At 76.6% G+C, this 15,036-nt stretch carries 12 protein-coding genes; 11 read left to right on the top strand and 1 reads right to left on the bottom strand.

The genetic code is table 11. From position 1 onward, the window contains the following. Positions 1–15: 15 nt before the first annotated feature. The 7 genes from RQM47_RS00060 to RQM47_RS00030 all read left to right on the top strand — a co-directional run bounded on the left by RQM47_RS00060 (position 16) and on the right by RQM47_RS00030 (position 8,210). Entirely contained in the window at positions 16–576 is a 561-nt protein-coding gene (locus RQM47_RS00060) for a sigma-70 family RNA polymerase sigma factor (RefSeq protein WP_311662341.1), read from the top strand. A gap of 11 nt (positions 577–587) precedes the next feature. Beyond that, a complete protein-coding gene (locus tag RQM47_RS00055) occupies positions 588–1,796 on the top strand; it encodes a FecR family protein (protein ID WP_314006885.1) in 1,209 nt (402 codons plus the stop codon). A gap of 61 nt (positions 1,797–1,857) precedes the next feature. Continuing rightward, entirely contained in the window at positions 1,858–4,425 is a 2,568-nt protein-coding gene (locus RQM47_RS00050; RefSeq protein ID WP_314006883.1) for a TonB-dependent receptor, read from the top strand. Positions 4,426–4,902: 477 nt separating this feature from the next. Further along, positions 4,903–5,616 (top strand): regulatory protein RecX, encoded by a 714-nt coding sequence (locus tag RQM47_RS00045; RefSeq protein WP_311662337.1) that lies wholly within the window; start codon positions 4,903–4,905, stop codon positions 5,614–5,616. Positions 5,617–5,671: 55 nt separating this feature from the next. Continuing rightward, positions 5,672–6,070 (top strand): hypothetical protein, encoded by a 399-nt coding sequence (locus RQM47_RS00040; protein ID WP_311662336.1) that lies wholly within the window; start codon positions 5,672–5,674, stop codon positions 6,068–6,070. Between the two features lie 132 nt (positions 6,071–6,202). Next, on the top strand, positions 6,203–7,069 hold the full coding sequence (locus RQM47_RS00035; RefSeq protein WP_311662335.1) for a purine-nucleoside phosphorylase: 867 nt from the start codon (positions 6,203–6,205) through the stop codon (positions 7,067–7,069). Between the two features lie 241 nt (positions 7,070–7,310). Then, a complete protein-coding gene (locus tag RQM47_RS00030) occupies positions 7,311–8,210 on the top strand; it encodes a hypothetical protein (protein WP_311662334.1) in 900 nt (299 codons plus the stop codon). A gap of 129 nt (positions 8,211–8,339) precedes the next feature. Here the strand turns inward: RQM47_RS00030 and RQM47_RS00025 are convergent, their stop codons facing one another. Further along, entirely contained in the window at positions 8,340–8,993 is a 654-nt protein-coding gene (locus tag RQM47_RS00025) for a DUF1684 domain-containing protein (protein ID WP_314006879.1), read from the bottom strand. A gap of 163 nt (positions 8,994–9,156) precedes the next feature. Here RQM47_RS00025 and RQM47_RS00020 point away from each other — a divergent pair, with 163 nt between their 5' ends. From RQM47_RS00020 to ggt, 4 genes are all read left to right on the top strand, one after another. Continuing rightward, on the top strand, positions 9,157–9,588 hold the full coding sequence (locus tag RQM47_RS00020) for a hypothetical protein (protein ID WP_314006876.1): 432 nt from the start codon (positions 9,157–9,159) through the stop codon (positions 9,586–9,588). Continuing rightward, a complete protein-coding gene (locus tag RQM47_RS00015) occupies positions 9,585–10,253 on the top strand; it encodes a hypothetical protein (protein ID WP_314006873.1) in 669 nt (222 codons plus the stop codon). Before RQM47_RS00020 ends, RQM47_RS00015 begins: the two co-directional genes overlap by 4 nt. A 509-nt stretch (positions 10,254–10,762) precedes the next feature. Then, the gene (locus tag RQM47_RS00010; protein ID WP_314006871.1) at positions 10,763–13,219 is read left to right on the top strand and encodes a prolyl oligopeptidase family serine peptidase; all 2,457 of its coding nucleotides are present in this window, start codon (positions 10,763–10,765) and stop codon (positions 13,217–13,219) included. A gap of 207 nt (positions 13,220–13,426) precedes the next feature. Continuing rightward, positions 13,427–15,036: gamma-glutamyltransferase (ggt, locus tag RQM47_RS00005; RefSeq protein ID WP_314006868.1), on the top strand; the 1,610-nt coding region annotated here is incomplete at its 3' end.

Raw genomic sequence — 15,036 nt, 5'->3', positions numbered from 1 at the left:
CGTGGTGCCCCTCCTATGAACCCTCTCGACCCCCAGACGGTAGCCCGCGCCCAGGCGGGCGACGGCGCCGCCCGCGACGGGCTGCTGGCCGCCGTCACGCCCGTGCTCCGCTCGTTCTTCTGGGGGCGCATCGGGCGCGGCCCCGACGCAGACGACCTCGTCCAGAACGCGCTCGTCCGCGTCCACCGCGGGCTCGAGAGCCTCCAGCGTCCCGACCGCTTCAAGGCGTTCGCCATGAAGGCCGCCCTCTTCGAGCTCCAGGACTTCTACCGCGGGCGGTACTCGTCGCGCGAGGCCCTGTTCGACCCCGACCTCCCCACGCCCGGCCGGAGCGAGCCCGACGACGTCGCCCTCCACATCGACCTCGAACGGGCGCTCGCCGACCTCAGCGAGCACGCCCGGGCCATTCTCGAAATGCGCGAGCTGGGGTACCCCTACGTCGAGATCGCCGAGGCGCTCGACACGACCGAGGCGGCCGTCAAGATGCAGGTGAAGCGAGCCTTCGAGAAGCTCCGCACCGCGCTCGCCGGCGCCGCCGTCGTCCTCGCCGTCCTCCTGGGCGCCGCCGCCCTTTAGACTCCGCGACCATGTCCACGCCCCTCGACCGCCTCGCCCTCTACGACTCGCTCCCGCCCGAGGAGCGGGCCGCCGTCGCGGCCGCGCTCGCCGACCGCCCCGCCCTCGCCGAGGCGTTCGCGCGGTGGCGCTCGCTGCGTGCCGAGGTCCGCGCCGACCTGTCGCGGGACCTCCCCGACCGCGCGCTCCTCGTCCTCTACGCGCTCGCCGACGACGACCTCCTGAGCGACGCCGAGCGGTCGCACCTCGACGCCTCACGCGCCGACCTCGACGCCGCGCTCGCAAAGCACCCCGGCCTCGCCGCCGCCGTCCGCCGCATCCGGGCGGACCGGGCCGCGTTCGAGCGGGCCTGGGCCGAGGCCGCCGCCCGGCCCGCCGTCCCCTCAGTGCCGGCCGCCTCCGCACCGCCTCCTCCGGCGCCGTCCGCCCCGCCCGGCCCGACGCGCACGGCCGCCCCGCCCCGCGCGCTCGACCGGCCGCCGGCGCCCGCCCGCCGGGGCGGGGCGGGGCGGTGGGTCTGGCGGACGGCGGCGCTCGTGGCCGTCGCCGCCTTCGTCGCCCTCCTCACGAGCGTGGCCCTGCGCGACGCCGGCTGGGAGACCGTCACGGCGTCGGAGGCGCAGACGCTCGCGTTCGCCGACGGCTCGACGGTCGAGCTGGCGCCCGGCGCCCGGATCATGGTCCCCGAGGGCGGGGCGGGCGACGGCCGCGCGGCGCGGCTCCTCGGCGGCCAGGCCCTGTTCCGCGTCGTCCGCGACGCGTCGGACCCGTTCGAGGTGACGACGCCGAACGCCGAGGTGACCGTCTTGGGTACGACGTTCTCGGTCCGCGCGACCGACGTCCGCACCGAGGTCGTGCTCGCGAGCGGGGTGGTCGCGCTCGCGCCGCGCGCGAAGCCGGAGGCCGCCGTGCGCCTGGCGCCGGGCGAGCGGGCCGAGGTCCTCGCCCTCGACGCGCCCTCGGCGCCGGAGCGGGCCGACCTCGGCGCGGCGCTCGCGTGGGTCGGGGAGGGCGTCCGCTACCCGCTGGCCGGGCACGTGGCCGAGCAGATCGGGTGGAGGTACGGCGTGCCGGTCAGCATCGACCCGGCGCTCGCGGGCGAGCCGGTCAACGGCGGGCTCAGCGGCGACGACCTCCGCGGCGCCGTCGACCACCTGGCGCAGGCGCTCGGCGCCCGTGTCGAGACCCGGGGCGACGGCTTCCACATCGCGGCGGAGTAGGCCCCCGGACGCTGGGCGCGGACGGGCGGGGCTCGGCCGTTGGCCTGGCTCCGCCGCCCCCATGCACCACCCCGCCCGCGTGCTCGCGCTCGTGGCCGCGCTCGCGGTCGGGGGCGGGGTGTGCGCAGCGCAGACCGCCCCGCCCACCGCGTGGCCCGAGCCGGGCGGGGCGGAGCTGGTCTGGACCGACGCCCCGCTCGCGGACGCGCTCTACGAGCTGGCCGAGGCGACGGGGCTCGAACTCGTGTTCGCCCTCCGGCTCGTCCGCGAGGCCCGCGTGAGCGGGCGCTACCGCGTGACGGACGACCCCGACCGCGCGCTCCGGCTCCTGCTCCGCGACACGGGCGTCCGCGCCGAGCGGGTCCGGCACCGCCAGTACGTCCTGATCCGCGAGCCGCTGGGCGTGCGCGAGGGCGACGGCCGTGAGGCGTACACGGGCACGCTCGACGGCCGCGTGGTCGACGCCGAGACGGGCGCGCCGCTGTGGGGCGCCCACGTGTGGCTGGTCGACCTCGGCCTGGGCAGCGTGGCCGGCGAGACCGGCGCCTTCGCCGTGCCCGACCTGCCGACCGGGACCTACGCCGTCCGCGTGTCGCACGTGGGGTACCAGGCTGTCCGCCTCGAGCTCGACGTATTCCCCGCCTCCCCGCGCCTCCCGCCGACGCTCCGGCTCCAGGCCGAGACGGTCGAGACGCCGGACGCGGCGGTCGTGGCCGGGCCGGAGGCGCCCGGGTCGGCGCCCGGCGTGACCGACCTGGGCGCACGCCAGGCGGCGGCCGTCCCCTACGCGCTCGGCGAGGGCGACCTCTCGGCCACGCTCTCGTGGCTCCCCGGGCTGAGCCGCACGGGCGGGGCGTCGGGCGCCGTCGTCGTCCGCGGGGCGGACCCGTCGCGGACGCGGTACGTCCGCGACGGCGTCCCGCTCTACGAGCCGTGGCACGCCTTCGGGCTGTTCTCGGCGTTCCAGCCCGAGGCCCTCGCGCGCGTCCGGTTCCACCGCGGCTCGCTGCCCGCCCCGCTCGGCGGCGGCCTCGCGGGCGTCCTCGACGTCGAGACGACGGACGCGCTGGACGGCGACACGGCCCGCGTGGTCGAGGTGGGCGCCGTCGCAGCGCGGGCCGTCGCCGACGTGCCGCTGGGCGGGGCGGTGGGCGTCCACGTCGCGCTCCGGCGCTCGACGCTGGGGGCGCTCCTGGAGCCCGGGCTGCGCCTGGACGGCGGCGCCCTCGTGCTCGACCCGACCGGCGGGCGCGCCCCGGACGGCCCCGAGCCGACCGTCTCGTTCGACGACGCGGCCGTCAAGGTGAGCGCGCGGCTGGGTGCGCAGGCGCGGCTCGACGTCGCCGGCACGCTCGGCCGCGACGACGTGGCCGTCGACCTGGATGGCCCTGCCCCCGTTCGTCCCGGCCCCGACCGCCCCGCCCTCGGGCGGATGGCCTACGGGTGGCGCACGTCGACGCTCTCGGCGCGGGTCCGCGCGCTCTACGGCTCGCGGACGTACCTCACGGCGACGGCCTACCGCTCGGGCCACGGCGCCCGCGAAGAGCGGGACCTGGTGGGCGGGGCGGAGGACGTGGAGCAGACGCTCGTCGACGTCGGCGTGTCCGTCGGCGTCGAGCACGTCCGGTCGCTCCGCCACGAGGTCGAGGGTGGCGTCCAGGTCGCCGCGCGGCGCGTCGACGGGGCCGACGCCGGCGGCGTGGCGGCGCAGCGGGCGACCGAGGTGGCCGTCTACGCCGTCGACACGTGGCGGCCGTGGCCGTCGTGGCAGCTCCAGCCGGGCCTCCGCGCCGAGCTCGTCGCCGACGGCGCCGACGGCGCCGACGTCCGGGCGTCGCTCAGCCCGCGCCTGTTCGCGCGGTGGTCGCCGGACGCCCGGCTCGTGGTGCGGGGCGGGGTGAGCCGCCAGACGCAGGCGGTCCACCGCCTCCGCGGCAGCGCCGGGCGCTACGACCTGGCCGCCTCGCGGTGGGTGCTGGCCGGCGCCCGCGCCCCGGTCGCCGTCGCGTGGCAGGGCGGGGTGGGGGCCGAGTGGGCGCCGTCGGCGGCCCTCGCCTTCAGCGCCGACCTCTACGCGCGGCGCTCGTCGGGCCTCCTGGAGCCGACGGCCCCGGCCGCCGCCGACCCGGGCGTGGACCTCGACGGGCTCCTCCGCCAGTACGCCCCGCACGCCGGCCGCGCGGCGGGCGTCGAGCTGGCCGCCCGCTACCTCCGCGGCCCGTGGACGCTCGGCCTGAGCGGGGCGCTCGCCCGCGCCGACGTCCGGCCGGAGGTCGGCGAGCCCACGGGCGGGGCGTGGCGGCCGTCGCGCTACGGGCGCCCGCTCACGCTGGGCCTCCTCGCCGAGCGCCGCGCCGGCCCGTTCACGACGGCCGTCCGCCTCGACCTGGAGTCGGGCCTGGTGCGGCCGGACGGGACGCGCGAGGGCGCCGAGGTGCGCGCGAGCGCGGCGGTGGGCGCCGGCCTCACGCTCCTCGGCCTCCGGTGGACGGCGCTGGCCCAGGTCACGGCCCGCCCCGTCGGCGCCGACCCCGCCCCGCCCGCCGTCGCGGCCGATGGGCTCCCGCTCGCGACCGACGCCCGCGGCCTCCCCGCCCTCCCGCTCGTGACCCTGACGGCGAGGTGGTGAGTGGAAAGTGGAAAGTGGAAAGTGGAAAGTGGAAAGTGGAAAGTGGAAAGTGGAAAGTGGAAAGTGGAAAGTGGAAAGTGGAAAGTGGAAAGTGGAAAGTGGAAAGTGGGCGGGGTGGCGCTGGATTTGTTCCGCCCCGCCCGTTTATACCTGGGCGGGGCGGTGACGGGCGAGGTCGCCGTCAACTGGAGGCGGCGGCAGTCCCCCTCCTGGCCACCGCGCAGCGTCGGCGCAGCCAAGAGGGGATAGGGGTGGTGGACGATGCGGGCGGGGCGGTCGGAGAAGGCGCCGCCCCGCCCCTTGTCACCCCGCCCAACGACGGGCACCCGTAGGGACACGACGCGTCGTGTCCGACGAGGGCGGGGTGGTTCTGGACGACGCCGCCCGATGCCGCCCCGCCCCGCCCGCGCGCGTTGCGGGCGGGGTGGCGCATCGTCGCTGCCCGAACCCGGACGCGTGGACCCGGGTACCCTCGGCATGGCCTTCTCGACCCAGCAGAAAGAGCGCCCTGACCCCGCCGACCTCGACCTGAAGGACGGGACCGTCACGCGCGTGGCCCAGCAGAAAAAGGACCTCGACCGGGCCAGCGTCTTCATCGACGACGCCTTCGCGTTCGGGCTCGCCGTCGACCTCGTGATCGAGGCCGGGCTCCGCAAGGGCGTCCGGCTCACGGCCGACGAGCAGCGGGCGCTCCTCGTTCGCCAGGAGGCGTTCGCGGCCAAGGCGTCGGCGCTGGCCGGTGTGGCGAACCGGGCGCGGACATCCGAGGAGGTCCGCCGGTCGCTCCTCAAAAAGGGGTTCGCCGAGACGACCGTCGAGGACACGGTCGCCCACCTCGAAGGGCTCGGCTTAGTCGATGACGCGGCCTACGCGCGGGCGTTCGTGCGCGGCCGGTTCGAGGGCCGCGGCTACGGCCCGGCCCGGCTCCGCCAGGACCTCCAGAAAAAGGGCGTCGACCGCCGCACGATCGACGAGGCTCTGGAGGAGCTGACCGAGGCCGAGGACCTGGGCGCCGAGGCCTGCGGGCAGGCCGAGAAAAAGTGGCGCGCCCTCCGCTCCGAGGACGACCTCCGCAAGCGGAAAAAGAAGACGATGGACTTCCTGGTCCGCCGCGGGTTCGGGTTCGACACCGCCCGCGAGGCCGTCGACCGCGTGGCCGAGGCCGAGGACGACGAGCCGTGGGAGGAGTAGCGCCCCGCCCCGCCCCCCAGGCCTGCTCGGCCGGGGCGGACTCCGAGGGCGGGGCGTGACCGGCCGGACCGCCCCGCTCGTCGCGGCCGCGTACGCCGTCGCGGCGGCCGTCCTCGCGTGCGGCGTGGCGTACCCTTTCGCCGCCGAGGCGCTCCGCCCCGGCCCCGTCGCCGCGACGCTCCCGACCGTGCTCCGCAGCGCGGGGTGGGCCGCGGGTCCCGCCGCCGCGCTCCTCCTGGCCGCCCGGTGGGCGGGGCGGCGGCCGCTCGCCGCGTGGGCGGCGCTCGTGGGCGGGCTCCTCGTGCTCGCCCTCGGTTTCGCCCTCTACGCCTCCGCCCTCCAATCTCCTCGCGCGTTCGCGCCGGCCGTCGCCCTCCGCTTCGTCCCCCTCCGCCAGCTCGCCGCCGCCGCGTTCGTCGTGTGGGCTGTTTGGATCGCCCGCCGCGTCCGGTAGAATCGGTGAGTCAGTGGGGCCGTACGATCAGTGGGTCAGGGGGGAGCGGGGCGGTTCATGCCGGGTGCGGCGCTGTGGACAACTCCCCGACTCCCCGACTCCCCGACTCCCCGACTCCCCGACTCCCCGCCCATGATCGCCCCGACCGCCGCCCCGCCCTTCGACCCCGACCTCGACGCCCAGCAGGTCGACGAGGCCGTCGCCGCCATCCGCGCCCGCACGGACCTCCGGCCCGACATCGTGCTCGTCCTCGGCTCCGGCCTGGGCGCGCTCGCCGACGAGGTCGAGGACGCCGTCGTGATCTCGACGGCCGACGTCCCGCACTACCCGCAGTCGACGGTCGAGGGCCACGCTGGGCAACTCGTGCTGGGGCACCTGGCGGGGCGGCCCGTTCTCGTGGTGCAGGGCCGCGTGCACCTGTACGAGGGGCACGCCCCGCGCGACCTGGGCTTCCCGGTCCGCCTGGCGCACGCGCTCGGCGCGGGCGGCCTGCTGCTCACGAACGCGGCCGGCGGGATCAACCCGGCGTTCGGGCCGGGCACGCTCATGCTCATCTCGGACCACCTCAACCTGGCCTTTGCCAGCCCGCTCGGCGGGGCCGTGGCGCGCGGCGAGACGCGGTTCCCGGACCTGTCGGACCCGTACAGCGAGGCGTGGCGCGAGCAGGCGCGCGCGCTGGCGCTCCGCGAGCGGGTCGCATTCCGGGAGGGCGTCTACGTGTGGGTCTCCGGCCCATCGTACGAGACGCCCGCCGAGATCCGCTTCTACGCCGGCGCCGGCGCCGACGCCGTCGGCATGAGCACGGTGCCGGAGGCGGTCCAGGCGGCGGCCCTCGGGCTCCCGGTGCTCGGCATCTCGACGATCACGAACCCCGCGGCCGGTCTCCAGGACGCCCCGCTCAACCACGAGGAGGTGCTGGAGGTGGGGCGGCAGGTCCGCGACCGGCTCGCCACGTGGGTCCGCGCGATCGTGGCCGAGACCACGCTCCCAAGCCGGTAACGCCCCGCCCCGCTCGGCCGCCCCGCCCGCGACGGCCCGCCCGCGACGGCCCGCGGGGCGGGGCGGTGTCCACCGAAGTAGACGGATTGAAGGGCCGCCCCGCCCGCTGGGCGCGTCTGCTACGGGCGGGGCGGGGTGGAATGGGCCTTGCACGCTCGGGTGTGACCCTGGGCGCTGGCGGCGCGGCTCAAGGTCCGGCGCGGCCCTCGGCGGCGCCTCGTCCCCTTGCCCCCCACCAGCCATGACCCGCACGACCTTCCTGCTCGCCCTCGCCGGACTCTTCGCCCTCAGCGGGTGCGCCGGGCTCGGCGCCTTTGGCATCCCCTACGGCGACCGGCACGACGGCGGCTACTACGAGACCGACCGCTACAGCGACCGCTACGACCACGACTCGGGCTACTACCGCGCCGTCCAGCGCGACGTCCGCGACTACGCCGACGCCCTCGACCGCTACCTCCGGATCTCGAACCGCGAGGAGCGGGCGGTCCGCGAGATTCTCGAGTACCGGACGTACCAACTCCTCGACCAGACGCGGGCGCGCGACCACGCCCGCGTCTACCCGTTCCCGCGCCGGCCGGGCCGGGCCGAGCGGTTCTGGGCCTACGCGGACCGCGACATCGAGCGCGTCCTCGACCGCCGCTACCGCGAGCCCTACGCTTACTACAACCGCTACGGCGCCGAGCGCTACCGCGAGTATTACCGCTACCGCCGCTATGACGAGCGCCGTGGCTGGGTCGACACGCGCCGCGACGGCACCCGGCGGGCGCCCCGCCGCGCCGCCGAGGACCGCCGCGACCGGCGCGAGGACGCCCGCGAGACGCGCCGCCGCGAGGCGCAGCGCGAGGAGGCCCGCCGCAACGACCGCCGCGAGCGCGCCGAGCAGGAGCGCCGCCGCGTCCAGGAGCGCCGGGCCGAGCAGGAGCGCGAGCGCCGCCGCGAACAGGCCGACCGCGACCGCTCCAGCCGTGAGCGGACCGACCGCGAGCGCGCGGACCGAGACCGCACCGACCGCGCCCGCCGTGGCGACCGCCGCTCGGTCCCACGCCGCGCCGACCGCGACCGCCGCGCCGACGACGACAAGGACTCGAAAAAGGACGAGTCGTCCGACCGCCGCCGGAGCCGGCGCGGCGGCAGCGACTAGCCACCCCGCCCGCGCACCGAGCGCCGCCTTCGTCCCCCCGGGCAGGTGCTCGACGGCCGCCCCGCCCGACAGATTGGGCGGGGCGGCCGCGTGTCTGGGCGGGGCGGCGGCGGCCGCGCGGAGGCGGGGCTAGGGCGCGGTCGGCAGGCGCTCGCCGGCCGTGACCGGGAGTTCGAGCCGGTTCTCGGCCGGCGGGAGCGGGCACGAGAACGACACGTCGTACACGCAGTACGGGTGGTACGCCCGGTTGAGGTCGAGCGCGTAGCGGCCCGAGGGCTCCAGGTCGACGTCGAGGTACCGGCCGCCGCCGTACGTGTCGCGCCCGCTCGTCGCGTCGCGGAAGGGGACGAACAGGCGGAGCGGCCCGTCGTCGAGCGTCTGGAACGCCTCCAGCCGCCGCTGCACGCCGCCGGCCGTGAACACGAGGTGGCCGGCCGTGATCATCGGGCGGAGCTCGCCCGACGTCGTGGGGAAGCGGACCGTGTCCTGGGACAGCGTAGGCACGAGCGCGGCCGGGACGGCGAGCGTCGAGTCGTAGGCGAAGTAGGGGAGCCCGTCGAACGAGGGCCGGTCGGCCGGCAGCAGCGGCGAGCTGGCCGAGCGGAACAGGGAATCGCGCGAGGCCACCCACTGCCCCCACTCGGCCCGCAGCGCGGTCTGGTCGAGCGGCTCGGCGGTGTCCGTCCCGCACCCGGCGAGGGCGGCGCACGCCAGCAGGAGCGCTGCGAGCCCGGTCCGGGCCGGCGGAGCCAGGGCGGGGCGGGGGGACGGCGGAGTGGGCACGGGCGGTACGGTCTGGGAGCGAGAGCCTGTACGCCCCGCCCCGCCCGGAGTGCCACGCGCGGCGGGGCGGTCGGCCCGCTCCGGCCCCGGAGCGTGAACCGCGCGGGATGGTCGGCGGGGCGGGGCGGGGGTAGGTTTTCCGCCCCGCCCGCCCCCGAGAGTCATGGCCGATCCGTTTGTCCCGCCCTACGCCAAGCCCGACGACCCCGGCGTCCACATGGGGTTCGACAACACGGTCGCCGTGTACTACGTGGTCGGCGCCGCCGAGACGTTCGAGGAGGCGGCCGTCGGCGTGTTCGACCTCGTTCGCGACGCGCAGGCCCGGTTCCCCGGCTGGCCGCGGTCGTTCTACCTCGACGTCCAGGGCCACGAGGGCGAGGCGGCCGGGTTCGACGCCGACTTCTACGAGTTCCAGCAGGACTTCCTGTTCTCGACGATCGCCCCGTTCGTGACCGCGCTGGAGACGCCGATCACCGGGCCTCTCCTGAACCCGAACCCCCAGCGGGACGACGTCCCCGACCGCCTGAACATCGGCCCCGACGTGCGCCCGCACGCGGGCCGCGTGCTCCCGGACCACGGGCCGGGCGCCGCGTGAGCCGCCGCCCCGCCCGCCGCGCCGCGTGGGGCGGGGCGGCGCTCCTTGCCCTCGCGCTGGCCGCCCCGCCCCGGGCGCAGATTGCCGTTGGCGCCGACGTCTCGGTCGGCCCGAGCGTGACGGCGCTGGGCACGCGCGGCGTCGTCCGGGCGGGCGGGGTGGCGCTCCCGCTGGGCGAGGTCTCGTTCCCGACCTCGGTCGGCGTCGACGCCCGCGTGCGCGTCGAGGTGCGCGGCCCCTCGCTGGGCGGGCGGTTCGGCGTCGGCTACCTCTCGGCGAGCGACGTGTTCGACGGCGCCTCGCTCCTCAACCAGCGCGGGCTCGACCTCCAGTTCCTCCTCGCCAGCGCCGAGCTCACGCTCCGCCAGCCGTTCCAGGGCGGGACGCTCCTCGTCGGCGTCGGGCCGGAGGCCCGCGCGCTCGTCGGCGGCGGCGGCGGCCTCACGCGCTACCTCGGCGACGTCCGCGACGGCCACCTCGCGCTGGGCGCCTCGGTCGGCGCGCGGTTCGCCGTGGGCGGGGTGGTCGTGGGGCCGGAGGTCCGGGCGGGCCTCGCGCTCACCCCGTTCTCGGACGGCACGATCACGGCGCTGGGCGGGGCGGTCGAGCTCGACGGCTCCTTCCGGTTCGACCACCTCAGCGCGAGCGTGACGGTGGGGCTGTAGGCTCGCTGCGCTCGCGGGGATGGGGGATGGGGGATGGGGGATGGGGGATGGGGGATGGGGGATGGGGAGCGCGCGCCGGTCCGCCGTGCCAGGTTTGTTCCGCCCCGCCCCGCTCGGGCGGTCGGCGAGGGCGGGGCGGTCGGAGGCGAGACCGCCGTTAATTGGAGGCGGCGGCAGTTCCCCTCCTGGCCACCGCGCAGCGTCGGCGCAGCCAAGAGGGGCTAGGGGTGGTTGTCGGGCGGGCGGGGCGGTTCGGCCCGATGCCGTCCCGCCCGGCGAAGACTGCCTGGGCGGGGCGGTGCGTCGTGTCCGACGCGGGCGGACCCCAAGGGCGGGGTGGCCCTGAACGCGCCGCCCCGCCCTCGTGCATCGCGGGCGGGGTGGAGCACCTCCGCTGCCCGCTGCCCGCTGCCCGCTGCCCGCTGCCCGCTGCCCGCTGCCCGCTGCCCGCTGCCCGCTGCCCGCTGCCCGGTATCTTCGGCGCCACCCCGCCCTCGCGCCCCGTGCTCATGCCCCGATTGCTCACCGCGCCGCCCCCCCGGCTCCGCCCCGCCCTCGCTCTGCTGACGGTCATCGGGCTCGTGGCGCTCTGGCTGGCGCCGGCCGCGTCGGCCCAGGTGCCGACGCTGACCGTCGAGCAGATCACGCAGCGGCCCGAGACGTGGATCGGCGCGTGGCCCAACGCCCCGTTCTGGACCGACGCCGGCGACTCCGCCTACTTCGAGTGGAACCCGCGCGGCGAGATGCCCGCCGACTCGCTCTTCCGCGTCCCGGCCGCCGGCGGTGTGCCCGAGCGCGTCCCGGCCGCCGAGCGGCGAGCGCTCCCGCCCCGCTTCGAGGGGTGGCACGCCGAGGCCGGCGCCTACTCCGCCGACCGCCGCCGGCACGTGTTCGAGCGGGGCGGCGACCTGTTCGTCTACCACCTCGACGACGACCGCCTCGAACGCCTCACGCAGACGACGGCCCGCGAGTCGAGCCCCGCCTTCCTCGCCGACGGCAGCGTCGTTTACCGCCAGGGCGACGACCTGTACCGGATCGCCGAGGGCGGGGCGGTCCGCCAGGTGGCGGACGTCCGGGAAGGCCGGGAGACGCCGGAGCCGGAGCCGTCGGAGCAGGCGGCGTACCTCCGCGACCAGCAGCGGCGGCTGTTCGACGTGATCCGCGAGCGCGTCCGGCTCGACTCGCTCGGCGAGGCCGAGGGCGAGCGCGACCGGGAGGCGCTCGGGCTCCCGACGCCGATCTACACCGGCGACCGGGCGCTCTGGAACCTCGCCCTCGACCCGACCGGCCGGTTCGTGACTTACACGCTCGCGTCGAAGGACCGGCCCGACCCCACGCTCATGGTCGACTACGTGACCGAGACGGGCGTGGCCGCCGAGATCAAGGCGCGGCCCAAGGTCGGCGCGGTGCGGGGCGGGGTGGCGCTCTTCGTCCAGGACACGGACCGCGACACGACCTACCAGATCGACCTCACCACGCTGCCGGGAGCCTACGACGCGGCCGACTACGCCCGCGAGCGCGGCGAGACGGCCGACTCGTCGCGCGGGCTCGTCCCCTGGGGGCCGTACTGGAGCCCCGACGGCCGGTTCGCCGTCCTCGACGTGCGGACGGTCGACAACAAGGACCGTTGGATCGCCCGGCTCGACGCCGAGACGGGCGCGCTGACGAGCCTCGACCGCCAGCGCGACGAGGCATGGATCGCCGGCCCGGGCATCAACTGGGGCGGCGGCCCGAGCGCGGTCGGCTGGACGGCCGACGGCCGCCGGTTCTGGTTCCAGAGCGAGCGGACCGGGTGGAGCCACCTCTACGCCGTCGACCCGGTGACGGGCGCCGTCGACGCGCTCACCGAGGGCGCGTTCGAGGTCGAGAGCCCGACGCTCTCGCGCGACGGGCAGACGTGGTTTTTCCAGTCGTCCGAGGGCGACCTCGGCCAGCGCCACGTCTACCGGATGCCGGCGGGCCGCGACGGCTTCGCCCAGCGCGAGCGGCTGACGGACGGCGTGGGCCGGTGGGACTTCGCGCTCGCGCCGTCTGGCAACCGCCTGGCGCTCCTCTACTCGCAGGCCGCCGCCCCGCCCGAGGTCTACCTGCAAGACGCGGCGCCGGGCGCTGAGCCCGAGCGCGTGACCGAGAGCACAACGGCCGCGTGGCGGGCCTACCCGTGGCGCGACGCCGAGATCGTCGAGGTCCCGGCGTCGGACGGCGCGCTCGTCCCGGCCCGGATCTACCGTCCGCGCGAGGGCGTGACGCCCAACGGCGGGGCCGTCCTCTTCGTCCACGGTGCGGGCTACCTCCAGAACGCCCACCGCTGGTGGAGCAGCTACGCCCGCGAGTACCAGTTCCACAACCTGCTCGCGGACCTGGGCTACGTCGTCCTCGACCTGGACTACCGCGCCTCGGCTGGCTACGGCCGCGACTGGCGGACGGCCGTCTACCGCCACATGGGCGGCCGCGACCTCCAGGACTACGTCGACGCGAGCGACTACCTGGGCCGCGAGTTCGGCATCGACCCGGAGCGCGTGACGATCTACGGCGGCTCGTACGGCGGCTTCCTCACGCTCATGGCGCTCTTCACCGAGCCCGACCACTTCGCGGGCGGGGCGGCGCTCCGCAGCGTGACCGACTGGGCGCACTACAACGACACGTACACGCGGAACATCCTCAACACGCCGCTTCAGGACCCCGACGCCTACCGCCGGTCGTCGCCCATCGAGTTCGCGGACGGGCTCGACGACCCGCTCCTGATGACGCACGGGCTGGTCGACGACAACGTGCAGCCGCAGGACATCTTCCGCCTGAGCCAGCGGCTCATCGAGCTGGGCAAGCGCGACTGGGAGCTCGCGGTCGCGCCCGTCGAGCCCCACGCCTACGCCGAGCCGACGTCGTGGGCCGACAAGCTGGCGCGCGTCCTCGACCTCGTCGAGCACACGGCCGGCCCGGAGCGCGCCGACGGGTCCGAGGGGTAGGCCGCCCCGCCCACACCGCCCCGCCCTCGCCTTGGCACGCGCCCCGCCCTCGCCTCTGCATCCACCCCGCCCTCGCGCCCGCCCCGCCCGAAGTGTGCGGGCGGGGTGGGAAGAAGACGGGGGCGGGGCGGACGCCGGCTGGGGGCGGGGCGGGCGTAGGTTCGTCGGCCGCCACCCTGCCCTTTGGGTCCGCCCTTCAGGTCCGCCATGCACCGCCCCGCCCTCGCCCTGTTGGTCCTCGCCCTCGTCTGGGGGACGTCGTGCCGCGCGCAGCGGTCGCCGGCGCCCGCGCCCGTGCGGGCCGAGCGGGGGATGGTCGTCTCGGCCGAGGCCCACGCCTCGCAGGCCGGCGTCGACGTGATGCAGGCCGGCGGGAACGCCGTCGACGCGGCCGTGGCGACGGGTTTCGCGCTCGCCGTCACGTTCCCCATCGCCGGAAACGTCGGCGGCGGCGGGTTCATGGTGGTCCGGTTCCCCGACGGGACCGCCACGGCGGTCGACTACCGCGAGACGGCGCCGGCCGCCGCCACGCGCGACCTGTTCATCGACGACTCGACCGGGGCCATCCGGCCCGACCTCAGCCGGCGCGGGGCGCTCGCGTCGGGCGTGCCGGGCGCCGTCGCCGGGCTCCTCTACGCGCACGAGCGCTACGGGCGGCTGCCGCTCGCCGACGTCCTCGCCCCGGCCATCGGCCTCGCCCGCGACGGGTACGCGCTCTCGCGGGCGCAGGCCGAGCGGTTCGACAGCTACGCGCGGTCGTTCTCGTCGACCGGCGCCGCCCGCTACTTCGTGCGCGAGGGCGGCTTCGCCGAGGGCGACACGTTCCGCCAGCCCGACCTCGCGGCCGTCTTGGAACGCGTCCGCGACGGGGGGCGCGACGGGTTCTACCGCGGCCGCACGGCCGACCTCCTCGTGGCCGAGCAGGAGCGGGGCGGTGGGCTCATCACGCACGCTGACCTGGAGGCGTACCGGCCCGTCGAGCGCGCCCCGCTCGTGGGCCACTACCGCGGCCACCGCGTGCTCTCCATGCCGCCGCCGTCGTCGGGCGGGGTGGCGCTGATCCAGATGCTCGACGCCGTCGAGCCGTTCGACCTCGCTGGCATGGGGTTCAACTCGTCGGCGTACGTCCACCTGCTGGGCGAGGCCATGCGGCGGGCGTTCGCTGACCGCGCCGAGCACCTCGGCGACCCCGACTTTTCGGCGGTCCCGACCGGCGCCCTTATCGACCCGGCGTACACGCGGCGGCGGATGGCCAGCTTCAACCCGCACCGGGCCGACACGAGCCGCGCGCTCGGCGCCGGCGACCCGCGGGCCTACGAGAGCGCCGAGACCACGCACTACTCGGTCGTCGACGACGACGGCCTCGCGGTCTCGACCACGACCACGCTCAACGGGGCCTACGGCTCGCGCGAGGTCGTGGGCGGGGCGGGGTTCTTCCTCAACAACGAGATGGACGACTTTACGTCGGCGCCGGGCGTGCCCAACATGTTCGGGCTCGTGCAGGGCGAGGCCAACGCGGTCGGGCCGGGCAAGCGGATGCTCTCGTCCATGACGCCGACGATCGTCGAGGACCCCGAAGGCCGGCTGATGCTCGTCGTCGGGAGCCCGGGCGGGCCGCGCATCATCACGGCCGTCTTCGAGACGGTCCTCAACGTGGTCGACCACGGGATGGACGTGCAGGAGGCCGTCGCCGCCCCGCGCGTCCACCACCAGTGGCTCCCGGACGTGCTCTCGGCCGAGCGCGCGGCGCTGGCCGCCGACGTGGTCGTCGGGCTCCGCCAGCGCGGCTGGGCCGTCGACGAGTCGGACGGCTACTG

The organism is Rubrivirga sp. S365, assembly GCF_032248475.1.
In the GTDB taxonomy this organism is placed as follows: domain Bacteria; phylum Bacteroidota; class Rhodothermia; order Rhodothermales; family Rubricoccaceae; genus Rubrivirga; species Rubrivirga litoralis.
Note: the sequence above shows the minus strand (reverse complement) of the source record. Positions and strands in the feature narration are given on the sequence as shown.